The sequence below is a fragment of the Weissella ceti genome (assembly GCF_018394055.1).
Classification (GTDB): Bacteria; Bacillota; Bacilli; order Lactobacillales; family Lactobacillaceae; genus Weissella; species Weissella ceti.
This window is the reverse complement of the sequence record NZ_CP074441.1, coordinates 1,088,188-1,112,156: the sequence shown is the minus strand read 5'-3', so window position 1 is coordinate 1,112,156 and position 23,969 is coordinate 1,088,188. Positions and strand designations below refer to the sequence as shown.

Annotated in this window: 19 protein-coding genes, 9 tRNA genes and 3 rRNA genes; 29 read left to right on the top strand and 2 right to left on the bottom strand. The window is 42.1% G+C overall.

Annotation, left to right across the window (positions count from 1 at the left end; translation table 11 throughout):
* Positions 1-54: 54 nt before the first annotated feature.
* The 15 genes from KHQ31_RS05800 to KHQ31_RS05730 all read left to right on the top strand — a co-directional run bounded on the left by KHQ31_RS05800 (position 55) and on the right by KHQ31_RS05730 (position 8,117).
* On the top strand, positions 55-642 hold the full coding sequence (locus tag KHQ31_RS05800; RefSeq protein ID WP_213408653.1) for a peptidylprolyl isomerase: 588 nt from the start codon (positions 55-57) through the stop codon (positions 640-642).
* A gap of 94 nt (positions 643-736) precedes the next feature.
* Positions 737-1,126: a CvfD/Ygs/GSP13 family RNA-binding post-transcriptional regulator gene (locus KHQ31_RS05795; protein ID WP_213408652.1), complete on the top strand. Its 390-nt coding sequence runs from the start codon at positions 737-739 to the stop codon at positions 1,124-1,126.
* 18 nt (positions 1,127-1,144) lie between these two features.
* Positions 1,145-1,528: a hypothetical protein gene (locus KHQ31_RS05790; protein ID WP_213408651.1), complete on the top strand. Its 384-nt coding sequence runs from the start codon at positions 1,145-1,147 to the stop codon at positions 1,526-1,528.
* A gap of 497 nt (positions 1,529-2,025) precedes the next feature.
* Positions 2,026-3,603 (top strand): 16S ribosomal RNA (locus KHQ31_RS05785).
* A gap of 92 nt (positions 3,604-3,695) precedes the next feature.
* Positions 3,696-3,769 (top strand) — tRNA-Ile (locus KHQ31_RS05780).
* A 7-nt stretch (positions 3,770-3,776) separates the two neighbouring features.
* A tRNA-Ala gene (locus KHQ31_RS05775) sits at positions 3,777-3,849 on the top strand.
* A 199-nt stretch (positions 3,850-4,048) separates the two neighbouring features.
* A 23S ribosomal RNA gene (locus tag KHQ31_RS05770) occupies positions 4,049-6,965 on the top strand.
* A 93-nt stretch (positions 6,966-7,058) separates the two neighbouring features.
* Positions 7,059-7,175: ribosomal RNA gene (rrf, locus tag KHQ31_RS05765) — 5S ribosomal RNA — on the top strand.
* Together the 16S, 23S and 5S rRNA genes with 8 tRNA genes alongside form the textbook arrangement of a ribosomal RNA operon.
* 6 nt (positions 7,176-7,181) lie before the next feature.
* A tRNA-Val gene (locus KHQ31_RS05760) sits at positions 7,182-7,254 on the top strand.
* A 4-nt stretch (positions 7,255-7,258) separates the two neighbouring features.
* Positions 7,259-7,332: transfer RNA gene (locus KHQ31_RS05755), tRNA-Asp, on the top strand.
* A 22-nt stretch (positions 7,333-7,354) separates the two neighbouring features.
* A tRNA-Trp gene (locus KHQ31_RS05750) sits at positions 7,355-7,428 on the top strand.
* A gap of 2 nt (positions 7,429-7,430) precedes the next feature.
* Positions 7,431-7,504: transfer RNA gene (locus KHQ31_RS05745), tRNA-His, on the top strand.
* Positions 7,505-7,532: 28 nt separating this feature from the next.
* Positions 7,533-7,616 (top strand) — tRNA-Leu (locus KHQ31_RS05740).
* A gap of 45 nt (positions 7,617-7,661) precedes the next feature.
* Positions 7,662-7,735 (top strand) — tRNA-Pro (locus tag KHQ31_RS05735).
* Positions 7,736-7,814: 79 nt separating this feature from the next.
* On the top strand, positions 7,815-8,117 hold the full coding sequence (locus tag KHQ31_RS05730; RefSeq protein ID WP_213408650.1) for a hypothetical protein: 303 nt from the start codon (positions 7,815-7,817) through the stop codon (positions 8,115-8,117).
* Between the two features lie 60 nt (positions 8,118-8,177).
* Here the strand turns inward: KHQ31_RS05730 and KHQ31_RS05725 are convergent, their stop codons facing one another.
* Positions 8,178-10,994, bottom strand: a complete 2,817-nt coding sequence (locus tag KHQ31_RS05725; RefSeq protein WP_213408649.1) for a YfhO family protein — start codon at positions 10,992-10,994, stop codon at positions 8,178-8,180.
* Positions 10,995-11,260: 266 nt separating this feature from the next.
* Here KHQ31_RS05725 and KHQ31_RS05720 point away from each other — a divergent pair, with 266 nt between their 5' ends.
* The 12 genes from KHQ31_RS05720 (at position 11,261) to KHQ31_RS05665 (ending at position 22,755) form a co-directional block, all read left to right on the top strand.
* Entirely contained in the window at positions 11,261-12,235 is a 975-nt protein-coding gene (locus KHQ31_RS05720) for a mannose/fructose/sorbose PTS transporter subunit IIA (RefSeq protein ID WP_213408648.1), read from the top strand.
* A gap of 55 nt (positions 12,236-12,290) precedes the next feature.
* Positions 12,291-13,103: a PTS mannose/fructose/sorbose transporter subunit IIC gene (locus tag KHQ31_RS05715; RefSeq protein WP_213408647.1), complete on the top strand. Its 813-nt coding sequence runs from the start codon at positions 12,291-12,293 to the stop codon at positions 13,101-13,103.
* A gap of 16 nt (positions 13,104-13,119) precedes the next feature.
* Positions 13,120-14,085 (top strand): PTS system mannose/fructose/sorbose family transporter subunit IID, encoded by a 966-nt coding sequence (locus KHQ31_RS05710; protein ID WP_213408646.1) that lies wholly within the window; start codon positions 13,120-13,122, stop codon positions 14,083-14,085.
* A 71-nt stretch (positions 14,086-14,156) separates the two neighbouring features.
* The gene (locus tag KHQ31_RS05705) at positions 14,157-14,528 is read left to right on the top strand and encodes a DUF956 family protein (protein ID WP_213408645.1); all 372 of its coding nucleotides are present in this window, start codon (positions 14,157-14,159) and stop codon (positions 14,526-14,528) included.
* Between the two features lie 83 nt (positions 14,529-14,611).
* Positions 14,612-15,496 carry a DNA/RNA non-specific endonuclease gene (locus KHQ31_RS05700; RefSeq protein WP_213408644.1) on the top strand — a complete coding sequence of 295 codons (885 nt, stop codon included), beginning with the start codon at positions 14,612-14,614 and terminating at the stop codon, positions 15,494-15,496.
* A gap of 74 nt (positions 15,497-15,570) precedes the next feature.
* The gene (locus KHQ31_RS05695; protein WP_213408643.1) at positions 15,571-16,089 is read left to right on the top strand and encodes an HdeD family acid-resistance protein; all 519 of its coding nucleotides are present in this window, start codon (positions 15,571-15,573) and stop codon (positions 16,087-16,089) included.
* A 426-nt stretch (positions 16,090-16,515) separates the two neighbouring features.
* Positions 16,516-17,463 carry a phosphate/phosphite/phosphonate ABC transporter substrate-binding protein gene (locus KHQ31_RS05690; RefSeq protein WP_213408642.1) on the top strand — a complete coding sequence of 316 codons (948 nt, stop codon included), beginning with the start codon at positions 16,516-16,518 and terminating at the stop codon, positions 17,461-17,463.
* 428 nt (positions 17,464-17,891) lie between these two features.
* Positions 17,892-18,839: a phosphate/phosphite/phosphonate ABC transporter substrate-binding protein gene (locus tag KHQ31_RS05685; RefSeq protein WP_213408641.1), complete on the top strand. Its 948-nt coding sequence runs from the start codon at positions 17,892-17,894 to the stop codon at positions 18,837-18,839.
* A 33-nt stretch (positions 18,840-18,872) separates the two neighbouring features.
* A complete protein-coding gene (phnC, locus tag KHQ31_RS05680) occupies positions 18,873-19,646 on the top strand; it encodes a phosphonate ABC transporter ATP-binding protein (RefSeq protein WP_213408640.1) in 774 nt (257 codons plus the stop codon).
* A complete protein-coding gene (gene phnE, locus KHQ31_RS05675; RefSeq protein ID WP_213408639.1) occupies positions 19,643-20,422 on the top strand; it encodes a phosphonate ABC transporter, permease protein PhnE in 780 nt (259 codons plus the stop codon). Before phnC ends, phnE (KHQ31_RS05675) begins: the two co-directional genes overlap by 4 nt.
* Complete coding sequence (gene phnE, locus KHQ31_RS05670; protein ID WP_213408638.1) at positions 20,422-21,213, top strand: phosphonate ABC transporter, permease protein PhnE; 792 nt, start codon at positions 20,422-20,424, stop codon at positions 21,211-21,213. The genes phnE (KHQ31_RS05675) and phnE (KHQ31_RS05670) overlap by 1 nt, the downstream gene beginning before the upstream one ends.
* A 9-nt stretch (positions 21,214-21,222) precedes the next feature.
* Positions 21,223-22,755 (top strand): bifunctional metallophosphatase/5'-nucleotidase, encoded by a 1,533-nt coding sequence (locus tag KHQ31_RS05665; protein ID WP_213408637.1) that lies wholly within the window; start codon positions 21,223-21,225, stop codon positions 22,753-22,755.
* Between the two features lie 65 nt (positions 22,756-22,820).
* Here the strand turns inward: KHQ31_RS05665 and KHQ31_RS05660 are convergent.
* Positions 22,821-22,892 (bottom strand) — tRNA-Arg (locus tag KHQ31_RS05660).
* Positions 22,893-23,023: 131 nt separating this feature from the next.
* On the opposite strand from KHQ31_RS05660, the gene KHQ31_RS05655 reads away from it, so the two are divergent.
* A complete protein-coding gene (locus tag KHQ31_RS05655; RefSeq protein WP_213408636.1) occupies positions 23,024-23,407 on the top strand; it encodes a helix-turn-helix transcriptional regulator in 384 nt (127 codons plus the stop codon).
* A complete protein-coding gene (locus KHQ31_RS05650; protein WP_213408635.1) occupies positions 23,397-23,852 on the top strand; it encodes a hypothetical protein in 456 nt (151 codons plus the stop codon). The genes KHQ31_RS05655 and KHQ31_RS05650 overlap by 11 nt, the downstream gene beginning before the upstream one ends.
* Positions 23,853-23,969 lie beyond the last annotated feature (117 nt).

The window sequence follows — 23,969 nt, the reverse complement described above, 5'->3', positions numbered from 1 at the left end:
TATAATGAACCCAATGTGTTTTATTGAATATTTAAAGTCTTAGAGGAGTCTATCATGACATTGAAGCAACTTAGTTTAGAAGAACAAAATGGTCCTGTCGTTACAATGACAACTACATTGGGGGAGATTCAAATCAAGCTTTTCCCTGAAGATGCACCTAAGAGTGTTAAGAACTTCATCCAATTGGCAGAAGAAGGATACTACAATGGTACAATCTTCCACCGTGTGATTAAGGACTTCATGATTCAAGGTGGAGACCCATCAGGTACTGGAATGGGTGGAACTTCAATCTACGGTAAGAAGTTTGAAGACGAATTCTCATCAGAAGTATTTAACTTGCGTGGTGCCCTATCAATGGCCAATGCTGGTCCAAATACTAACGGTTCACAATTCTTCATCGTTGAAGCAACTCGTGTACCAGGTCGTATGTTGAAGCAAATGAAGGGACAATTCCCTGATGAAGTCATCACAGCATACGGTGAAATGGGTGGAACACCATGGCTTGATGGAAAGCACACTGTCTTTGGACATGTTATGTCAGGTATGGATGTCGTATCAAAGATTGCTAATGCAAAGTCTGACTACGCTGACAAGCCAATGGAAGAAATCAAGATCGAAAACATCACAATTACTGAAGGGTAATGGTGATACCCGGGTGCACATAGACCCGGATACATATAGATGGGAATGGTTAAAGGGATAATAACCATTATTGTTATAGAAAGGAGGAGATGTGATGAAGTATAAAATTGGTGATATCGTACAAGGGGTTGTGACGGGAATCCAACCTTATGGTGCATTTGTGCAACTAGATGAAGAACAACAAGGGCTAATTCATATCTCTGAATGTCGTTCAGCGTTTATTAAGCAAGTCAGTGATGAATTGTCGATTGGACAAGCAATTGAAGTCATGGTGCTAGATATAGATGAATATACGCAAAAACTATCATTGTCTAGACGAAGTGTGGTGGATCGGGAACGAATTAAGAAGGTAACACTTGAATATAAGCCAAGCGATCAACGTTATCATCATTTTTGGACGAACCAACACTATACATTTGGCTTTGAAACAATCGCTGAACACGTAAATGCTTCTATAGAGGAAAGTTTAGAACGGTTAGATTAATCATAGGGAGAGAAGAATATGTCATACGTTGCGGGAACTATTATCTTTACAAGAGGAGATCAATCCTTCTTTTTAGTTACAGATACACCAGTATCACGCTTTTATACTGTTAAGCTACACCGTCAAGCAGGTGATACTGCACTAGGTTCATTGCTAACGGGGATGAAATCTGAACTAGGTATTAACATTGATAACCTACGTTTAGGCGAATTAGCTGTATGGCATGAACGTGGTGAACAAGACAATAGTGACGCTTTTTCTCTATTTACTTTCGAACCAATTGATATTTCTTTGTTAGATTTTGAACGACTACGTGCTGTTGGTTTGCAATTTATGAATGCGCGTCAAGCACATAAATTGCTGCAAAACGTTGATATGTCAGGGGTTACAAGCCTGGATTAGCGGTTTTTTAGAAATTTTGAATTAATTTGTCAAATAATGTTGACATTTCAGTGATTGCTCTATAATATTATACGAGTTGTTAAGGGCGCTACGGCGACTGAAACAACGCTAATTGATTCAAAAAACTTTTTCAAAAAAGGTGTTGACAATTAGCTCGCTCGTCTGTAATATTATACGAGTTGTCAAAGGCAAAACGATTCGCTAACCCCTAGGGGCGCAAGTCATTAGCCGATTCGCTTCTGGAAAAAGTTTTAAAAAAACTTTTGAAAAAGCGTTGACAATCATATCGGTTCACGGTATGATAATTAAGTTGTTTCAGGGAGATGCAAATCAAACGAAACAACGAAGTAGATCATTGAAAACTGAATATCGTTTCGATGTAACAAATGTGTAGGTCGACCAACTATTAGTTGGTCCAAACATTTGCGAAGTCAATTCGCTAGTAAATTCGTTTAACATCTGTTAAACAACAAAAAAATTGAGTTATACTCAAACTTCAAATTGAGAGTTTGATCCTGGCTCAGGATGAACGCTGGCGGCGTGCCTAATACATGCAAGTCGAACGCACTGTGGTTCAACTGATTTGAAGAGCTTGCTCTGATATGACGATGAACATTGCAGTGAGTGGCGAACGGGTGAGTAACACGTGGGAAACCTACCTCTTAGCGGGGGATAACATCTGGAAACAGATGCTAATACCGCATAACACTAGCAACCGCATGGTTGCTATTTGAAAGATGGTTCTGCTATCACTAAGAGATGGTCCCGCGGCGCATTAGTTAGTTGGTGAGGTAATGGCTCACCAAGACGATGATGCGTAGCCGAGTTGAGAGACTGATCGGCCACAATGGGACTGAGACACGGCCCATACTCCTACGGGAGGCAGCAGTAGGGAATCTTCCACAATGGACGAAAGTCTGATGGAGCAACGCCGCGTGTGTGATGAAGGGTTTCGGCTCGTAAAACACTGTTGTAAGAGAAGAATAGCATTGAGAGTAACTGCTCAGTGTCTGACGGTATCTTACCAGAAAGGAACGGCTAAATACGTGCCAGCAGCCGCGGTAATACGTATGTTCCAAGCGTTATCCGGATTTATTGGGCGTAAAGCGAGCGCAGACGGTTATTTAAGTCCGAAGTGAAAGCCCACAGCTTAACTGTGGAAGTGCTTTGGAAACTGGATAACTTGAGTGCAGTAGAGGAGAGTGGAATTCCATGTGTAGCGGTGAAATGCGTAGATATATGGAGGAACACCAGTGGCGAAGGCGGCTCTCTGGACTGTAACTGACGTTGAGGCTCGAAAGTGTGGGTAGCAAACAGGATTAGATACCCTGGTAGTCCACACCGTAAACGATGAGTGCTAGATGTTTGGGGGTTTCCGCCCCTAAGTGTCGCAGCTAACGCATTAAGCACTCCGCCTGGGGAGTACGACCGCAAGGTTGAAACTCAAAGGAATTGACGGGGACCCGCACAAGCGGTGGAGCATGTGGTTTAATTCGAAGCAACGCGAAGAACCTTACCAGGTCTTGACATCCTTTGACCACGCCAGAAATGGCGCTTTCCCTTCGGGGACAAAGTGACAGGTGGTGCATGGTTGTCGTCAGCTCGTGTCGTGAGATGTTGGGTTAAGTCCCGCAACGAGCGCAACCCTTATTACTAGTTGCCAGCATTCAGTTGGGCACTCTAGTGAGACTGCCGGTGACAAACCGGAGGAAGGTGGGGATGACGTCAAATCATCATGCCCCTTATGACCTGGGCTACACACGTGCTACAATGGCAAGTACAACGAGTCGCTAACCCGCGAGGGTACGCAAATCTCTTAAAGCTTGTCTCAGTTCGGATTGTAGGCTGCAACTCGCCTACATGAAGTCGGAATCGCTAGTAATCGCGGATCAGCACGCCGCGGTGAATACGTTCCCGGGTCTTGTACACACCGCCCGTCACACCATGAGAGTTTGTAACACCCAAAGCCGGTGAGGTAACCTTTTAGGAGCCAGCCGTCTAAGGTGGGATAGATGATTAGGGTGAAGTCGTAACAAGGTAGCCGTAGGAGAACCTGCGGCTGGATCACCTCCTTTCTAAGGAAAATCGGAAACCTACACATTCGCATTGAAACGATATTTAGTTTTGAGTGGTTTACACTCAATGTAATACACGAGAGAAGAACCTCGGGACTGTAGCTCAGCTGGTTAGAGCGCACCCCTGATAAGGGTGAGGTCGGAGGTTCGAGTCCTCTCAGTCCCATTCTAACGGGGAATTAGCTCAGCTGGGAGAGCACCTGCTTTGCAAGCAGGGGGTCATCGGTTCGATCCCGATATTCTCCATTGCCACTCACGTGGCAGTGACTTAGATCTTTGAAAACTGAATAATATTGTAAATTTTAAATTCATTTCAAATTAATTATTTAATTAAATTGAGCCGAAAAAAATACACCGCGTAATTTTTTGAGTTTTTTAAATTAGTTTAAATCGCATGTGGCCTTGAGCCACATACTCAAACTTGAATCATCAACGTAAGTTGATAGGTTAAGTTATTAAGGGCGCATGGTGGATGCCTTGGCACTAGGAGCCGATGAAGGACGGGACTAACACCGATATTCCCCGGGGAGCTGTAAGTGAGCTTTGATCCGGGGGTTTCCGAATGGGGGAACCCAGCTTGTGTATGCAAGTTATCACCTGATGAATACATAGTCAGGTTGAAGGTAGACGTTGTGAACTGAAACATCTCATTAGCAACAGGAAGAGAAAGAAATATCGATTCCGTCAGTAGCGGCGAGCGAAAACGGAAGAGCCCAAACCAATGTGCTTGCACATTGGGGTTGTAGGACTGTCGTTGTGGAGTTACAAAGTTGTTTGTTAGCAGAATCAGCTGGGAAGCTGAGCAGGATAGGGTGATAGCCCCGTATGCGAAAACGAACAACCTCCCGTACAGGATCCTGAGTACGGCCGGACACGTGAAATCCGGTCGGAATCCGCGAGGACCATCTCGCAAGGCTAAATACTCCCTAGTGACCGATAGTGAACCAGTACCGTGAGGGAAAGGTGAAAAGCACCCCGGAAGGGGAGTGAAAAAGTTCCTGAAACCATGTGCCTACAAGAAGTCAGAGCCCGTTAATGGGTGATGGCGTGCCTTTTGTAGAATGAACCGGCGAGTTACGATAACGTGCAAGGTTAAGGTGGAAAGACCGGAGCCGTAGCGAAAGCGAGTCTGAAATGGGCGCTTGAGTACGTTGTTGTAGACCCGAAACCAGGTGACCTACCCATGTCCAGGGTGAAGATGCGGTAAAACGCATTGGAGGCCCGAACCCGTGCATGTTGAAAAATGCTGGGATGAGGTGTGGGTAGCGGTGAAATTCCAATCGAACTTGGAGATAGCTGGTTCTCTCCGAAATAGCTTTAGGGCTAGCCTCGGAATGAAGCGTGTTGGAGGTAGAGCACTGTTTTGGTGCGGGGCCCATCTCGGGTTACCAAATTAAGATAAACTCCGAATGCCAATCACGTATGTCCGGGAGTCAGACAGTGAGTGATAAGATCCATTGTCGAAAGGGGAACAGCCCAGATCGTCAGTTAAGGTCCCTAAGTGTGTGTTAAGTGGAAAAGGATGTGGAGTTGCATAGACAACTAGGATGTTGGCTTAGAAGCAGCCACCATTTAAAGAGTGCGTAATAGCTCACTAGTCGAGTGATTCTGCGCCGAAAATGTACCGGGGCTAAACACACCACCGAAACTACGGGTGCCACGTAAGTGGCGCGATAGGAGAGCGTTCTATGGGCGATGAAGTCAGACCGTGAGGACTGGTGGAGCGCATAGAAGTGAGAATGCCGGTATGAGTAGCGAAAGACAGGTGAGAATCCTGTCCACCGTATGACTAAGGTTTCCTGGGGAAGGCTCGTCCTCCCAGGGTTAGTCGGGACCTAAGGCGAGGCCAAGAGGCGTAGTCGATGGACAACAGGTTGAGATTCCTGTACCAGGTGAACATGTTTGAACGATGGAGGGACGCAGAAGGCTAACAGATCCCAGCTGATGGATATGCTGGGTTAAATCATAAGTCTTAGAGTGAGTTAAATGCTTGCTCTTCCAAGGACAAGTGATGATGAGGACCGAAATAAAGTAGGGAAGTCTGTGATGTCACGCTGCCAAGAAAAGCTTCTAGTTAGTGTTTACCTGCCCGTACCGCAAACCGACACAGGTAGTCGAGGAGAGCATCCTAAGGTGAGCGAGTGAACTCTCGTTAAGGAACTCGGCAAAATGACCCCGTAACTTCGGGAGAAGGGGTGCTCAGCGAAAGCTGAGCCGCAGTGAATAGGCCCAGGCGACTGTTTATCAAAAACACAGGTTTCTGCAAAATCGTAAGATGACGTATAGGGGCTGACGCCTGCCCGGTGCTGGAAGGTTAAAAGGAGTGCTTAGCGCAAGCGAAGGTACGAATTGAAGCCCCAGTAAACGGCGGCCGTAACTATAACGGTCCTAAGGTAGCGAAATTCCTTGTCGGGTAAGTTCCGACCCGCACGAAAGGCGTAACGATCTGGGCACTGTCTCAACGAGAGACTCGGTGAAATTTAAAGACCCGTGAAGATGCGGGTTACCCGCGACAGGACGGAAAGACCCCATGGAGCTTTACTGTAGCTTGATATTGAGTGTTTGTGCAGCTTGTACAGAATAGGTAGGAGCCGTTGAGATCGGAACGCTAGTTTCGAAGGAGGCATCAGTGGGATACTACCCTCGTTGTATGACCACTCTAACTCACATCGCTTATCGCGATGGAAGACAGTGTCTGGCAGGCAGTTTGACTGGGGCGGTCGCCTCCTAAAAGGTAACGGAGGCGCTCAAAGGTTCTCTCAGAATGGTTGGAAATCATTCGTAGAGTGTAAAGGCACAAGAGAGCTTGACTGTGAGACTTACAAGTCGAGCAGGTACGAAAGTAGGACTTAGTGATCCGGTGGTTCCGCATGGAAGGGCCATCGCTCAACGGACAAAAGCTACCCTGGGGATAACAGGCTTATCTCCCCCAAGAGTCCACATCGACGGGGAGGTTTGGCACCTCGATGTCGGCTCATCGCATCCTGGGGCTGTAGTCGGTCCCAAGGGTTGGGCTGTTCGCCCATTAAAGCGGTACGCGAGCTGGGTTCAGAACGTCGTGAGACAGTTCGGTCCCTATCCGTCGCGGGCGTAGGAAATTTGAGAGGAGCTGCCCTTAGTACGAGAGGACCGGGGTGGACGTACCTCTGGTGTATCAGTTGTTCCGCCAGGAGCATCGCTGAGTAGCTATGTACGGATGAGATAAACGCTGAAAGCATCTAAGTGTGAAACTCGCCTCGAGATGAGATTTCCCATTCTTTATGAAGTAAGACCCCTCAAAGATGATGAGGTAGATAGGCTAGAAGTGGAAGTGCAGTGATGCATGGAGCGGACTAGTACTAATGGTTCGAGGACTTAACCAAGTTGAACAAAACGTGGTGTTAAGGCTCAATTAAAGAGTGAAGTAAAATTTACATATTATTCAGTTTTGAGAGACGTAAGTCTTGAATATACCGTGTTGTGATGATGGCATTGAGGCCACACCTGTTCCCATACCGAACACAGAAGTTAAGCTCAATAGCGCCAAAAGTAGTTGGGGGATCGCCCCCTGCGAGGATAGGACATCGCAATGCATATATGGACGTTTAGCTCAGCTGGGAGAGCACCTGCCTTACAAGCAGGGGGTCACAGGTTCGATCCCTGTAACGTCCACTTTGGTCGCATGGTCTAGGTGGTTAGGACGCCTGCCTGTCACGCAGGAGATCACGGGTTCGAGTCCCGTTGTGACCGTTTTGAATATTACATGCATTTTAGGGATATAGTTTAACGGTAGAACAACGGTCTCCAAAACCGTCGGTGTGGGTTCGATTCCCTCTATCCCTGCCATGGCGGTTGTGGTGAAGTTGGTTAACACACTGGTTTGTGGTTCCAGCATGCGCGGGTTCGAGTCCCGTCAATCGCCCTTAGATGTAATATTCAAACAAACACATGCCGTTGTGGCGGAACTGGTAGACGCGCTGGACTCAAAATCCAGTTCCCGCAAGGGAGTGTGGGTTCGATTCCCACCGACGGCACTAAAGAAAATGTCCAGAGATGGGCATTTTCTTTTAAATAAAATTCGGGACGTAGCTCAGCTTGGTAGAGCACCTGGTTTGGGACCAGGGGGTCGCAGGTTCGAATCCTGTCGTCCCGATCACTAACACTCAGAAATGAGTGTTTTTTTATTGCCTAAATTCTGTATAATAGTTCTTAATGAATAGGAGGAGCTAGCAATGAGCCTAGATGCAATTCAAAATGATTCATACCAACAATTACTCGTGGATCTGGGTGTTGCTGCACCTGTCGTTGGCGAAAAAACGTTTAAATTAGACGTTCCGTTTAAAGTACGAGACGAAGCTGGTAATGAGCAAACATATCAAGTGTGGGACGTTTTAAAGCGTGCAGATGATACGTATTGGTCTCCATTAGATGGCGAACGAAACAATCTACAAGACATTACCGCATACATGATCTATGTGCAAAAAACAGACGTATGGGTAACAATGGCAGAATGGTTTGCCCTAGATTATATTTAAATACTAAAAAGGCCTCGCATGTATATGCGGGGCCTTTTCTTGTGCAATTAAATTGATGCGTTATGACTTCTTTTTACGTAATAACGATATGAAACGTTGTTCGAAGATAACTAAGCCGATAAATAAGAAGAATCCAATGAATGAACTATACATACCAAGTTTCAAACCAGGGGTATGATACGTCAGATCAATAGTGTTTTCACCATCTGTAGTTAGCATACCAAGGAATCCGTTGTTAACTTCAATTAACTCATTGTTTTCAGATGACCAACCACGACTAAAGGGAATGGTTGTCGAAATAATTTGGCGGCCTTCAGATTGGAAGCGACCTGTAATATGGTCAGCGTCTAATTTAAGAGGTACGGCATGTTCTTGCGCTTCTTTGGCTTTATCTGTAAAACGCCGATCAGTAGGGACACCAACTAATTGAATATCAAATTCATAAGTACCTGGTTGACTGAATGTTAATGGAATAAATTGTGTTTCATCAACGCTATTAGCCATACCTAGATTGATTGTGGCACTAGTTCGCGGGTTAAAGAAAGACAGATTTTTCTGACTTGTTTGAACAAACTTTTGTTTTACATCATTGTACTTAGCGGTGATAGAGTAACCACCCATATTTGAACCATATTGACCAATATTTTCTTTATGCCAATTAAACCAGAAAGCAGAAGGGTTATAACGCAAATCAGGCGTATTCTTATCAGTTTCATGTTCTTTTTTAGCAAAAGTATATGCGTCTAAATCAGTTTGATAGGCTTCATTGAATGTTTGTGGAACGAAACGGATGTTCGTTAGTTCCAAATGTAACTCTGTGTTTTGTAGTTTTTTATTAGCGGGAACGTAAATACCAAGCTTGTCTGTATCAGATTTAGTTGTGTATTTGTAATGAAGTGAGTTAGCTGAGTCACTTGTCTTTTGATGACTAATGGGACTTGTGACTAAACTATCGACGAACTTATTAGTATTGTGGGTATTAGGTAATGCGTCTGAGACAACACTGTCAGCAAACATTGCTTCACGTTGCGTGGGTGATGCTTTACGATACGTATCTGGTGAGACAACATTAGTAGGGACATAAGCTAGTGGATACGCTGAAGTACTTGTGCCAAGCGTTTGGTAATTTAACTCAGGTCCATAATCATAGTTAGGGATATCAAGATCAGTTGCATTTTTGAACACTTGATTGATCCCTAAGATATGAGCAACGACGGTACGACTATTTAAATCACTAGTCACATCATTATTATTGCTCGTCAGTATACCTAAATCACGCATAACACGATTAGTTGCGCCATTTTGATATGACCAATAACTTTCAATGCTATGAGCCGAGCTTAGTAACGCTAAGTTATTACCAGGGGCAATCCCTTCGGCGTTATGAAGTGGATCAGAAATTAATGAACGTTGTAGACTTGCCGTGTTTGAAACATGTTCAGTAGGATAGTCAGCTTGTTGTTTCAATAATTTTTGGACACTTGCGCGTGATAACATTGGCGTTTTATCAGGGTCAAAATCAGACAAATGGGTATGTCCCATAATAACGACGATATTTATTAATATTACGACGACAAGTCCAGAGGTCAATTTCTTTTGAGGAGTATGTTGAGCAATCTTGAGTAGCAGTAACGTCATCACATAAATCGTAATTAACATACCAAACGGTGTTTGCCAGGAGAAACCTGAAACAACGAATAAAGATAAGGCCATAAGGAAACCTACGCCATAAAACCAATACCAATCACGAGTTGAGAGTTCATCAAGATGATTTAATAAATGAACAGCCGCTAAAGCTAACGGCAGGGCCAGCAGGAATGTCCAGCGGTTAGAGGGCGAAGAGCCACCATTAAACATTGCAGCGAATACAGGGAAGAGTAAGCCAATACCAGCTAATAACCAGATTGAGGCTAACGTTTTATACTCGCGCCAATGTAAACTCGTGAAAATTAATCCTAAGATGAAGATACTTGCAAAACCACCTGTAAACCAAAAATTCGGTGTGGCAGAATTACCCAGGAAGGTGCCTGGCAATGCCAAGTAATAGTACATTGGATAAATAGTTAGCCCGTTGGCTACAGTAGCACCAGAACGAGATGATGATAAAACACCAATGACGTTTGGTAAAAATAGGACTAACGACATGATTAGACCTAGTAGTCCGGATATAAGAACACGTAAATGCATGCGCCAATCTAACCAAGTGTGTTGGAGCGTATTTTTAATGATCCAATAAAAGCCTAAGCCTAGGAATAACATGAATGCAAAATAGTAATTATTCCATAGTGTCCAAAAGACCATTAATGTAAATGGCACCATCTTGCGCGTTGATAATAAATAATCAAAACTAACAGCTAATAAAGGTAGAATAATTAGCGGGTTAATAAAGAATGGATGTTCAAACGCAGAAAACGCCGTGTACCCAGTGTAAACATAGGCTAATGAGATAGCTGCATTAATCCAGTGATGATTACTTTGAGTAAAGTATTTAATCGCCCATAATATGGCTGCCCCGGCTAAGAACAAGCGGATAATAATCATCCACTCATAGTAGGCAAGTAAGTGATGCGCACTGACTAGGCCAACCCCGTATGAAAAAATATCGCCCAAAGTATAGTAAGAAAATGTTTGATAATAATCAGCGCCTAAACCGATATGCCAATTCCATTGGGTGGGCCAGTTACCAGTGGCAAACAAATGCTTTAAATCTTGTTGCCACTGGGCAAGAGCAGGTAAATGCTGGGTGATTCCATCTGATTGCCAAACTAACGATGTTCCTGACAAAACATAGGGTAAAAAAATAACCAATGACACAGCCGTGAATAGCAGACTATACGATATGACATTTTTACGCCACCATTGACGATTCGATAACATAATTGCTCCCTCATAAATCAGAATAATGTGTCCTTATTATAGCATTATTGCCAGAACTGATAATGACTCGAAACGATAACTTTGATGTAGAATACCTATTGAAATACATTAAATGTCATACAAATTGTTAAAACAACACCTTTTTAAATGTAAATAAGAAGAAAAAGTTATGAAAAAACACTTGAAAACGTTTACAATCAACGTTTCATAGCGTACAATTACTTCTAGTGACGTGTTAGTTACATAAATTTAAGGAGATGAGTGATATGGTAAACTTTATCATCGCGAGTCACGGGGAATTTGCTGCCGGAATTCGACAATCAGGTCAAATGATTTTTGGGGAGCAAGAAAACGTGCAAGTGGTTACTTTCATGCCAAATGAAGGGCCTGAAGATCTAATGAAGCATTACGAAGAAGCTTTGGCGCAATTTGCACCAGACGGACAAGTTTTGTTCTTGGTTGATTTGTGGGGAGGATCACCTTTCAACGCAGCTTCACGTATTCAAGCTGAAAACCCAGATCGTATGGCGATCATTGCTGGATTGAACCTACCAATGCTTGTTGAAGCATTCGGTGCTCGATTCACAATGGAAAATGCTGCAGAAATCGCATCTTACTTGGTACCAGTTGCTAAGGATGGGGTTAAGACAATTCCAGAAACAGTTGTTGAAACTGCCGAAGAAACTGTCTCAGAAGCACCAGCTGCTGCAATGGCACCAACTGATGTAACAAAGGTAGAACACTCTGGTGAACCAACTCTTGAAATTGGTTTGGCACGTGTTGACTCACGTTTGTTGCACGGACAAGTTGCAACTGCATGGACTAAGTCAGTTCAACCTGACCGTATCATCGTCGTATCTGACGGGGTATCAAAGGATGAATTGCGTAAGACTTTGCTAGTTAACGCAGCACCTGTTGGGGTTAAGGTTAACGTTGTACCTATCCAAAAGCTTGTGGATATTTGGGATGATCCACGCTTTAAGGGAACTAAGGCATTGTTGTTGTTCGAAACACCACAAGACGTCGAAAAGGCGGTTCAAGGTGGCGTTAAGTTGAACACTGTGAACTTGGGATCAATGTCACATTCAGAAGGAAAGCACATGGTTACTAACGCAATTGCCGTTGATGACAATGACGTGAAGACTTTTGAATACCTACGCGACAACGGCATTAAGTTCGATGTTCGTAAGGTTCCCGCTGATCAAAGTAAGGACATCTTTGCTTTGTTGAAGGATAAGTAAAACAACGCATACTCAAAATGAGTAACTTTTAAAAGAAATTAGGAGGATTAACGCAATGGTTTCAGCGTTTTTCGTTATTATTATCGCATTCCTAGCCGGAATGGATGGTATCTTGGACCAATTCCAATTCCAACAACCTATCGTTGCTGGAACTTTGATTGGATTGGCAAATGGACACTTGGTTGAAGGTGTTATCTTGGGGGGAACACTTCAAATGTTGGCCCTAGGTTGGATGAACATCGGAGCTGCTGTTGCGCCTGACGCAGCCTTGGCTTCTGTTGTTTCTGCTTACTTGGTAACAGGACCTGCACAAGTTTCAATCGAACAAGGTATGGCGATTGCCATTCCACTTGCCGTTGCCGGACAAGTTTTGACAATCGGTGTTCGTACATTGACTGTTGCGTTGGCACACGTTGCCGACAAGAAGGCAGAAAAGGGTGACCTACGTGGCTTGGACATGGTTAACATGACTGCCTTGATGCTACAAGGACTACGTATTGCGATCCCAACAGGAATCGTTATCGCTGTTGGTGCCGAACCAGTTAACGCCGCTTTGAACGCAATTCCTGATGTGATTACTAAGGGACTTGCCGTTGCCGGTGGATTTATCGTGGTTGTTGGTTACGCCATGGTTATTAACATGATGGCAACACCAAAGCTATGGCCATTCTTCTTCCTTGGATTTGCTTTGTCATCATTGACAGAATTGAACTTGATCGCAATGGGAATTATCGGTCTAGTACTTGCCCTTGTTTACCTACAACTTTCACCAGAATTTAACGGTGGAAACGGTGGTGGCGACAACAACGGTGGTGGTTCATCAAATCAAGGTGGCGACCAACTTGATCAAATTCTAAACAATTACTAAGGTGGAGGAAAGAAAAATGAGTGAAGTACAAAACACTAGTGTACAAACTGACGGAGTTCACCTAACAAAGGGTGACCGTCGAGCAACGTGGTGGCGTTCAACTTTCCTTCAAGCTTCATGGAATTACGAACGTATGCAAAACGTTGGTTGGGCCTACACAATGGTGCCAACAATTAAGCGACTATACAAGACTAAGGAAGACCGTGCTGCCGCAATGAAGCGTCACTTGGAATTCTTTAACACACATCCATACGTTGCCTCACCAATTATCGGTGTGGAAATGGCGTTGGAAGAACAACGTGCTAACGGAAACACTGGAATTGACGATGAAACAATTCAAGGTGTTAAGGTTGGTATGATGGGACCTTTGGCCGGTGTCGGAGATCCAATCTGGTGGGGAACTGTACGTCCAGTTTTGGGAGCTTTCGCTGCTGGTATGGCGATTAGTGGACAAGTTCTTGGACCAATCATTTTCTTCCTTGTTTGGAACTTGGCTCGTATGGCATTCTTGTGGTACACACAAGAATTGGGATACCGTGAAGGAACAAACATCACAACTAACTTGGCCGGTGGAATGATGCAAAAGCTTACCATGGGTGCATCAATCCTAGGTATGTTTATCATGGGTGTTCTGGTTCCTCGTTGGACTACAATGAACTTCCCAATGGAAATTTCACGTGTTAAGGCACAAGAAGGTGCATATGTTGACGTTAACGGATTGGCTGAATTGGCTAACAACGGTAAGTTGACAGGTGATGAACTTTCAGGTGCTATCCACGCCATCCAAGGTGGACAAAACATTGGTATTGAAAAGGTTACAACATTGCAAGATACGTTGAACCAATTGATTCCAGGTTTGGCACCATTGTTGTTGATGTTCGTTGTCTTGTGGCTATTGCGCAAGCGCGTTTCACCTATCACAATTATCTTCGGATTGTTTGCCGTTGGTATCCTTGCATACGCAACTGGTATCATGGGTTAAGCATAACCAAGTTAAAGAGGCCGCGAATAGCGTCCTCTTTTTCTATATAATGGCGTTAAAGGAGATCAAATATGGCTAAAGTTGAAGGCGTCCAACCACAACCATTTATGGCACGTGTCAATGCGGCAATGTCACCAGTTGATATTCAACCAGGGATGATGCTGTATGGGGAAAAGGGATTAGATTATCGATCAGATAAAGGTGGATATATCTTTATTCCTTGGCAAAATGTGGAATACATTAGTGTCGAAATTGCTTTAGGTTTCTATTATCGTGGATTTATTGTTAAAACAGATGAAGGACACACTTTTGAATTTGTCGGCGGTAAGGTTAAAAAGGCCTTGCCATTTATCCGTCAATATTTGAAGCCAGCACAAATTCGTCAACGTGTAACAGCATTCCAACGTATGAAGAAAAAATGGCAAAAGCGAATTAATAAATAAAATATTAGGTTAAAATGAATAAACTCTGTTAATATTAATTAATAGAGTTTTTTTATTACATAAGATTAATGAGGATAAATCGAATGGCCAACAAATCACGTGCCCGTAAAGGTAAGAAGCAAGCAAAGACGAAACAACTGACGTTAACAGGGATTATCGCTGTTGGACTGTTAGCAGGAGCTGATTATTTTAATCTATTGCCACCGCAAGTCAGTCAAGCAATTGGGCAGCCAACCCAAGCATTGAAATCAAGTTCAACCGAATCTTTGAAGTTGAATCAAGGTCAGAACCAAAAGCGACCAGATCAACAATTAGCTGAATCAGTAATGACGCCAAGTATTAAGTCACAACTAAAAAGTAATTCTGTTGAATTTAATGGGACAGGTGCCTTTGTGGTAAACAATGGTAAGACGAATCTTGATGCAAATGTAAATGTTGCGCCATATGTCCAACTAAACGCACAAGATTCATTAGGGCGTCCTGGAGCAGCCAATGCTTACTTGAATAAGACATCCCGTGAATATCGTAGTCGTGAAGAAACGGGAAATGATAAGAAGATTAACCCTGTGGGTTGGAAGCAAAAGAACCTAGGGGGGCGAGAAGTTTTATATAATCGGGGACACTCCATTGCATACGCGATTGCAGGGAGTATTAAAGGTTTTGATGCTTCTGTGGCTAATCCGCGAAATATTACGACGCAAACAGCGTGGGCTAATCAATCGTCTAATGGGAACGATCAAAACACTGGTCAAAACTATTATGAAACCCTAGTTCGTCGTAGCCTTGATAAAAACAAACAAGTCCGTTATCGTGTCACACCTTTGTATGAAGGAGATAATCTAGTGCCATCTGGGTCACATATGGAAGCCAAAGCGAAAGATGGTAGTTTAGAATTTAATGTCTTTATTCCAAACGTTCAGCCAGGGGTTAAGATCAACTATCGTTCTGGGGATGCAACGGCAGCCTAATTTACTTACATTCAGTTATCAATTTCTGACTATGTTATAATGGAGAAGTAATAACATCTATGGGAGGCATTATTATGAGTGCAAAGAGAGATTTTGATTTTCTAAAGTTGTTGATGGGGATTTTGTCAGTGGGATTGGCATATTTCGTACTATCAAACCCAGCATCAGCCGTAATTAGTTTAGTTTGGATGGTTGGACTATTCCTAGTCATTAACGGAGTTATCCGTTTTGCCAACCGTAACACACTACGTTCAATGGGGATGTCAAACACGGGAATGTTGACAGTTTCTGCAGTATTGGACATTATTCTAGGTCTAATCATTTTGTTCGTACCTGCATCAGGAATTACGTACATCTGGATTGTTCTAACACTAGGATTGATTATGGATTCAACTTTCGAATTGTTTGCTGCACAATTCGTTAAGAAGTTGTCTACTGGTTTGTACTGGTTCACAGTCATCATGGCAATCTTGGGAATTATTCTAGGAATCTTCCTATTGTTTAACCCAATTGCAGCCGTTGGGCTAGCAGTTGCCTTGCTAGGAGCTTACTTCCTTGTTTATGGAATCATGAACATCGTTGCAGCATTCTAGAATTAATATGTGAAGCACATCTATTTTGGATGTGCTTTTTTTATTTGAAAAATAAGGATGACATCATATGAAAATTAATTGTGTTGACGGTTAATCAACGGCAGTGGCCTCAAATCAGATGTGTTTAGGATAATATAGAAAAATTTAACAAAAAAATTTCTTTAAAATGAACGGACTAAAAATGAGAAGATCATATGTAATGACCAAATGATGGATAGAAATAGGAATATGATAAGCAAGCGAGGTGTATCGTTTAACCTATCCTAATTATTTTCGTGTTTTTAAATTATTTAATTCCGTTTTCTCATTTTCGTTCGTTATTTAGTCGTGTTTTACGTGTGTTAGGGATATTGACAAAGATATTGTTCGGTTTTATGCTTAACGTGTTAATTGTTGCTAACGAATGATAAGGAGTTTACGGATAAAATGTCTAAAAAGGGATTTTGGAGTATCGTTGTTATTGTGATTATTGCAATTGGTGGGTTCTTGGGTTATAACGCTATGACTAAGAGTGATGCCAAGGATGAAAAAAATGGTGCGTTGAAGGAATTGAATATTCAACTAGTTCCATCATCACAAGCTGACACAATGGAAGCTAAGGCTAAGCCATTGGAAAAGTTGTTGTCTAAGGAACTAGATATGCCAGTTAATGTTTCAGTTTCAACTGACTACAATACAGTTGTGGAAGCGTTGGGATCAAAGCAAGTTGATATGGGATTCTTGCCACCACATCCATATGTTTACGCTCATGAAAAGTATGGTGCCGAAGTGTTGTTGCAATCACAACGTTTCGCCATTGACCCAAGCAAGAATGATGGGGCAAACACGGACAAGTTGTCAGATACTTACCGTGGTATGGTCTTGGTGCGTGAAGACTCAGATATCAAGTCACCAGCTGACTTGAAGGGGAAGTCAATCGCCGTCCAAAATACAACTTCAGATGCTGGTTACATTTTCCCAGCCGTAGATTTGAACAAGGATGATAAGTTGAACATTACAAAGGACGCTAAGTTGATCACGGTTAAGGGACATGATCAAGGTGTTTTGTCAGTACTAAACGGTGACACAGATGCCGCCTTCATTTTCGAAGACGCCCGTAATATTGTTAAGAAGGACCAACCAGAAGTCTTTAAGAAGACGCGTGCTATTAAGTTCACACAACCTATTCCAAACGACACAATTACTGTACGTGCCGGAATCTCAGATGCAGATAAGAAGCGTATTCAAGATGCGATGCTAAAGATCTTCAATGAGAACCCAGAAGGTAAGAAGGTTATGGAAGAAGTTTACAGCTGGTCAGGTGTTACAAAGTCTAAGGATTCAAACTTCGATAAGGTACGCGAATACCAAGACCTTATTGATAACATGAAGTAATCCAAGACATACATGTATGTCGCTGAATAAGCCAATACGTTGTATGCCGATCAGGCTAAACGTGTAATACTGAATCAGGCCCTAGGCACAAGTTATGGTACTTGTGTCTAGGGCTTTCTTAATGAAAGTAAGACGATTTTGATAGTTTGTGAAATTGAAATGGACGTAAGGAATAACCAATAACGGTTTCAATAAATAACATATTGATAGTTTGTTGTTGTTTTATAAGAAACAGGAAAATATAGGCATTTAGAAGAGATACCGTTGATATATCAGGCTCACAGCTGTATTGAAATATAACTGTTTTATAAAAAAATGATATGTGAAGCGAAAATATCTTGACCAAAATCTCTCTCTGTGTTGTGTTGACAAGGGGTCATCACACGCTTATTCTGTATCAAATAGGATAAGTTTAAGGAGCTTAGGAAATGTCTAAAAAAAGTTTTTGGTTTGTTGTAATTGCGGCTATTGTTGTCGTGGGTGGAATTATGGGGTTCAATGCCTTGCAAGGTTCAGGTAAGGATGCCAAGAAGGACGGACCACTCAAGGAAGTCCGTATCCAATTCGTACCATCATCACAAGGTGACAAGATGGAAGCCCGTACAAAGCCGTTGGAAAAGTTGTTGTCAAAGGAATTGAACATGCCAGTGCACGTATCAATTTCAACAGACTACAACACTGTGGTTGAAGCATTGGGATCAAAGCAAATTGATCTTGGATTCTTGCCACCACACCCATACGTTTACGCACATGAAAAGTACGGGGCAGACGTTTTGCTACAAGCACAACGTTACGAGATGAACACGAAGAAGGGTGACGGTTCACAAACTGATGAATTTACGAATGCCTACCGTGGAACAGTAATCGTTAAGAAAGATTCAGACATCAAGAAGCCAGAAGATTTGAAGGGTAAGTCAATTGCTGTGCAAAATACAACTTCTGACTCAGGATTCATTTTCCAAGCGGTTGAATTGAACAAAGATAACAATGTAAACATTTTGAAGGACTCAAAGCTTGTAACTGTTAAGGGACACGATCAAGGTATTTTGTCCGTTTTGAATGGTGACACAGATGCCGCCTTTGTCTTTGAAGAAGCACCAAACATTGTTAAGGCAGATAAGCCAAATGTTTATGACGAAATTCGTTTCATTAAGTACACACAACCTATTCCAAACGACAACATTACAATTCGTTCAGGAATTTCAAAGGAAGACACAAAGAAGATTCAAGATGCAATGATCAAGGTCTTCAATGAAGATGAAGTTGGTAAGCAAGTAATGAAGGATGTTTATCGTTGGGTTGGGGTAACTAAGTCATCAGATAAGAACTACAACATTGTGCGCGAATACCAAGAATACATTGATAACATGAAGTAAACCCGCGTAAAGCGAAGTTTAAAGGAGCTAAAGATGAACACGGAAAAAGGGAACGTCAGTATTAAGCGAGTTTCTAAGATTTATGACAATGGAACAATTGGATTGAACAATATTAACCTAGATATCAAAGCAGGTGAATTTGTTGTGATCGTTGGGCTATCAGGAGCGGGAAAGAGTACACTATTGCGTGCGATTAATCGCCTACATGATGTCACATCTGGTGAAATTTTGATTGATAACGAAGATATTACGAAAGCTAAGGGTAAGAAATTACGTGAAGCTCGCCGTAACATTGCGATGATCTTCCAAAACTTTAACTTGGTAAAGCGTTCTACCGTTGCCCGTAACGTTATGTCAGGTCGTGTTGGATACTATTCAACTTTTGACAGCATGATGGGATTCTTCACACCTGAAGATAAGGAAAAGGCCGTTGAAAACCTAAAGCGTGTTGGGTTGCTAGATAAGTACTATGTTCGTGCCGATCAACTATCTGGTGGGCAACAACAACGTGTTGCGATTGCTCGTGCATTGATGCAATCACCAAATGTTATCTTGGCTGACGAACCAATTGCATCATTGGACCCACGTACAACAAAGATGGTCATGGATGACTTGAAGAAGTTGAACGAAGAAATGGGTATGACTGTTATTGTTAACTTGCACAGTGTGCCATTAGCAATGGAATACGCAACACGTATTGTTGGTCTTCGTGGTGGTGAATTGGTTTACGATAAGCCAATCGCTGAAGTAACAGAAAATGACTTCTCTGAAATTTACACAGGTAAGTCAGGTGAGGAGCTAGCATGAATCAACTACCAACACGTTCAGTAGCCGAACAATGGCATGTTAAGACGGTGTTGTTAGTTGTGTTGTTTGTTTTGATGATTCTACAAACAGCTAGCATCGTTGGTGCCACTGGGGAATTTAACTGGGTTGAATTTGGTGTAATCTGGAAGCAAATGTTGAATCCAGATTGGGCTTACATGACCGTTATTATTCCTGCCATTATGCAAACTATTCAAATGGCCCTTGTGGGAACATTGTTAGGAGCCGTTTTTGCGCTACCAATTAGTCTACTTGCCTCAAATAATATTGTGACCAACCCAATTATCCGTGGGGCTGTTCGTTTTATTTTGAACATTGTCCGTGCCATTCCAGAAATGCTATTGGCTGCCGTCTTTGTAGCCATCGTTGGAATTGGACCGATGGCCGGGGTACTTGCGGTTGCTATCTTTAGTTTTGGAATGATTTCAAAGCTTTTCTACGAAGCGATTGAAACGATTGATGAAGGACCGCTGGAAGCGTTAACTGCCAGTGGGGCAAATATGCCACAAAAGATTACCTTTGCGATTATTCCGCAAGTACTTAATCAATTTGCGTCATATTTCTTATATGCACTTGAAATTAACATCCGTTCTTCAACGGTCTTAGGATATGTTGGAGCCGGTGGAGTTGGATTGTACCTAGAACAAACAATGTCAATGTTCCGTTACGACCGTACGATTGTGGTTGTGATGGGGATTTTGGTGGTTGTTATTCTAGTTGATGCACTATCAAATTATCTACGGGAGGCATTGTCATAATGGAAATTCAACAAAAAACACTATGGCAAAAGTCACGTCCGTGGTTAATTGCCCTTGTCGTTGTAGCAATTTATGTTTGGGCCTTTGCTGGGGTAGGCTTCTCACCAATTAAGGAACAAGCAGGTACAATTACGAAAGCAATATTCTCAGGTTTGATGAACCCTGATTGGGGCTACATTTACAATCCTGAAGGAGAAGATTTGATTCAAGCTTTGATTGAAACATTAGCCATTGCGTTCTTAGGAACGTTTATTTCAGCCATTCTATCAATCCCATTTGGTTTCTTAGCTGCACGTACATCAAAGTTATTCCAACCACGCGCTATGATTGGAAAGCTAATTTTGACTATCATCCGTGTATTCCCTGAAATCGTTCTGGCATTGATGTTCATCAAGGCAGTTGGACCAGGCGCATACGCAGGTGTGCTAGCGGTATCTATTCACTCAATTGGAATGTTAGGTAAGTTGTTTAGTGAAGCAGTCGAAAACGTTGACCGCCGTCCGGAAGAAGCCATTATCAGTGCTGGTGGAACACCATTAGCAGCACTAAACTTGGCAACATTCCCAACTGTGTTACCAGAATTCTTGAATTACACATTGTACCGTTTTGAAATTGCTGTACGTTCAGCGTCAATTCTAGGTATTGTTGGAGCTGGGGGAATTGGAACACCACTTATCTTTGCTTTGCAAACACGTAACTGGGAACGCGTTGGTATTATCTTAGTTGGTATTATCATCATGGTTACCATTATTGATTACATTTCTGGAGCTATTCGTCGTCGTATTGTCTAGGAGGTTATTATGCAAGTCACAGTCTTATCTACATCAGATGTTCATGGTTACGTATTAGCCGATGATTTTCGGCGTCCGTCTTCGGATAAGCCGTTTGGATTAGCCAAGAGTGTGACTGCATTACGCCAAGTCGAGGACGCAGATATAACCATTACTGTTGAAAATGGTGATTTTATTCAAGGATCACCATTAACGGATTACGCGAAGCAACAAGATCAATTGAATGTATTTAAGCAATTAGTTGATGAAATCGACTATGATGTGCAAATATTAGGTAATCATGAATTTAATTATGGTCGTGATTTTTTAACAGCTTTCTATCAAGATAATGATCGCTTACTAAATGCGAACATTTTAGATAAGCAGACAAACGTGCCATTCATTGGTCAACCATATCGTGTCATTGAACAACAAGGGATAAAAATTGGGGTCATTGGGGTGACAACGCAATTTATTCCAAATTGGGAAACTGATGCACATATTCATGGCTTGATTTTCAATAATCCAGTTGAAACGGTTGAACACTATGTACAGGTGTTACGAGATGATGTAGATATTATCGTTGTTGCTTATCATGGTGGAGTTGAACGTGATGTTGATTCAGGTGAATTCACAGAAGTGAATACTGGTGAAAACCAAGGATACGCTTTAGCTGAAATTGATGGCGTTGATGCCGTTGTTACTGGACATCAACATCGTAAAATTGCGACCTTGATTGAGGGAACACCGTTAACCCAACCAGGTTACCGTGGTGAAGCAGTCGGCGTTATTCATTTAACGTTGAATGAACAACACGAAGTGATTACCAGTGAAGCTGAACTTGTTAGTGTGGCAGATTTAGCCATGGATGAACAAGTTGTTCAAACGATTGATGATATTCAAGTTGCGACTGATACATGGTTGGATACACCGATTACGACACTACCAGTCGATATGCGTGTGACTGATCATCTACAAGCCCGTATGCATAGCCATCCATATTTGGAACTGGTGAATACTGTTCAGATGGCCGTAGGTGATACAACAATTGCATCAACGGCATTATTTAACAATGAAGTACAAGGATTGGATAAGACTGTGACTCGTCGTGATGTCATGACAAATTACATTTATCCGAATGAAGTTGTTGTACAAGAATTAACAGGCCAGAACATTAAAGATGCGTTGGAAGTCAACGCAAATTACTTTGCCTTGGATGGGGATACAGTCGTAGTTAATCCTAAGTATCTATGGCCCAAGGTTGAACATTATAACTATGATATTTGGTCAGGCATTAACTATACATTTGATTTGAACCAAGAAATTGGAGAACGTGTAACTAACTTAACGTTGGCAGACGGTACACCTATGGGGATGGATCAAACATATGAAGTTGCGATGAATCAATATCGTTCAACTGGTGCGGGTGGTTTTACTATGTTTAACACAGACAAAACGATTCGCGAGATTCCAGGCACGATGACTGACCATTTAATTGATTATTTGAGTCAGTATGGTCAGGAGTTAAGATCTGTTGCGGAACACTTTAAAGTAATTCATTAAACAAAGTAAATAAAAAGCAGCCAGACAACATACTTAAATGTTGTCTGGCTGCTTTTTTATTTTCATGAGCCCGGCGGGAATCGAACCCACATCTCCAGAACCGGAATCTAACGTGATATCCATTACACTACGGGCCCAACAATGTAAATAATTATAGCGAAGGCTTAATTTAAAAGCAATTAACAAACGCAATTAGGTTTAACCTTGTTTTTTGTTAAGTTTACCTTTATTATGAAATATATAAATAAAAAAATGAAAAGGTGAATATATGGCAACTTCTGAAGGAAAGGCAATCATGGGTAAGAATATTAAGCGATTGCTTAAGCAGAATAGTATGACTGCAGCACGCTTATCAGAAATTGTGGGAGTTTCAACTGCGACAATTTCTGACTGGTCAAACGGTAAGACATACCCACGAATTGATAAAATTGAAACAATGGCTGAATACTTCGGAATCAGCAAGTCTGATCTTGTTGAAGATCCCGAACAAATCGTCAAAAAAGAGCAAACTGATGAGCCAACATTGATGGCGGCGCATTGGGGATTAGATCTGTCAGGTGTTCCTGATGATCAACGTGCCCGAGTGATTGATCGCGCTAAATCATACGTAGAAGGCTTGATTGCTGACTACGAGGATCGGAATGCAAACTAGAAAATACGATGACCTGATGATGCGCGTAGAAGATGATCTACAAGCTGAAGGCCTAAATCCCATTATTTTAGATAACATGTCTTTAAAAGAAGAATCTGGTTTGTCGGGTGTTGTCACCGTAAAAGGAGATAACGCCTACATTTTCTTAGATAAAAATCTATCAACATTTGAAAAAGCGCAGACACTCGTAGAAGAATACTTCCATGTGATGTTCGACTTAGGAAACATGTTAGATTACAGTGAAAATGCACGACATTACAACAATGAACTGATGGCACGTGAAAATGTGATTGGTTATATGACTGAACCAGAAGAGCTAAGTCGTGTTGGACGTGAATATGAAGGGCAACCAATGGCACCATGGATGTTAATGGAGCAATTGGGATATCCAGCTGATTTTGCTGATGAGACCTTGTCATATTATCGTCGACGAGGATATGTTTAGAAAAACATAAGATTTAAATTAGGTTTAACTCCTTGAAGTTAGGTTTAACTTAATGATAGAATATAAATATCAACTCAGCAGGTCTGAGTTTTATTTTTGAAATTGAATTAAGTTAAA

Excerpts from the sequence above, each read along its gene's own strand:
- KHQ31_RS05800 (WP_213408653.1), top strand. The coding sequence starts at position 55 with ATGACATTGAAGCAACTTAGTTTAGAAGAACAAAATGGTCCTGTCGTT.
- KHQ31_RS05705 (WP_213408645.1), top strand. The coding sequence starts at position 14,157 with ATGGCTAAAGTTGAAGGCGTCCAACCACAACCATTTATGGCACGTGTC.
- KHQ31_RS05655 (WP_213408636.1), top strand. The coding sequence starts at position 23,024 with ATGGCAACTTCTGAAGGAAAGGCAATCATGGGTAAGAATATTAAGCGA.
- phnC (WP_213408640.1), top strand. The coding sequence starts at position 18,873 with ATGAACACGGAAAAAGGGAACGTCAGTATTAAGCGAGTTTCTAAGATT.
- phnE (WP_213408638.1), top strand. The coding sequence starts at position 20,422 with ATGGAAATTCAACAAAAAACACTATGGCAAAAGTCACGTCCGTGGTTA.
- KHQ31_RS05710 (WP_213408646.1), top strand. The coding sequence starts at position 13,120 with ATGAGTGAAGTACAAAACACTAGTGTACAAACTGACGGAGTTCACCTA.
- KHQ31_RS05695 (WP_213408643.1), top strand. The coding sequence starts at position 15,571 with ATGAGTGCAAAGAGAGATTTTGATTTTCTAAAGTTGTTGATGGGGATT.
- KHQ31_RS05725 (WP_213408649.1), bottom strand. The coding sequence starts at position 10,994 with ATGTTATCGAATCGTCAATGGTGGCGTAAAAATGTCATATCGTATAGT.
- KHQ31_RS05720 (WP_213408648.1), top strand. The coding sequence starts at position 11,261 with ATGGTAAACTTTATCATCGCGAGTCACGGGGAATTTGCTGCCGGAATT.
- KHQ31_RS05685 (WP_213408641.1), top strand. The coding sequence starts at position 17,892 with ATGTCTAAAAAAAGTTTTTGGTTTGTTGTAATTGCGGCTATTGTTGTC.
- KHQ31_RS05665 (WP_213408637.1), top strand. The coding sequence starts at position 21,223 with ATGCAAGTCACAGTCTTATCTACATCAGATGTTCATGGTTACGTATTA.
- KHQ31_RS05690 (WP_213408642.1), top strand. The coding sequence starts at position 16,516 with ATGTCTAAAAAGGGATTTTGGAGTATCGTTGTTATTGTGATTATTGCA.
- KHQ31_RS05700 (WP_213408644.1), top strand. The coding sequence starts at position 14,612 with ATGGCCAACAAATCACGTGCCCGTAAAGGTAAGAAGCAAGCAAAGACG.
- KHQ31_RS05790 (WP_213408651.1), top strand. The coding sequence starts at position 1,145 with ATGTCATACGTTGCGGGAACTATTATCTTTACAAGAGGAGATCAATCC.
- KHQ31_RS05715 (WP_213408647.1), top strand. The coding sequence starts at position 12,291 with ATGGTTTCAGCGTTTTTCGTTATTATTATCGCATTCCTAGCCGGAATG.
- phnE (WP_213408639.1), top strand. The coding sequence starts at position 19,643 with ATGAATCAACTACCAACACGTTCAGTAGCCGAACAATGGCATGTTAAG.
- KHQ31_RS05795 (WP_213408652.1), top strand. The coding sequence starts at position 737 with ATGAAGTATAAAATTGGTGATATCGTACAAGGGGTTGTGACGGGAATC.
- KHQ31_RS05730 (WP_213408650.1), top strand. The coding sequence starts at position 7,815 with ATGAGCCTAGATGCAATTCAAAATGATTCATACCAACAATTACTCGTG.
- KHQ31_RS05650 (WP_213408635.1), top strand. The coding sequence starts at position 23,397 with ATGCAAACTAGAAAATACGATGACCTGATGATGCGCGTAGAAGATGAT.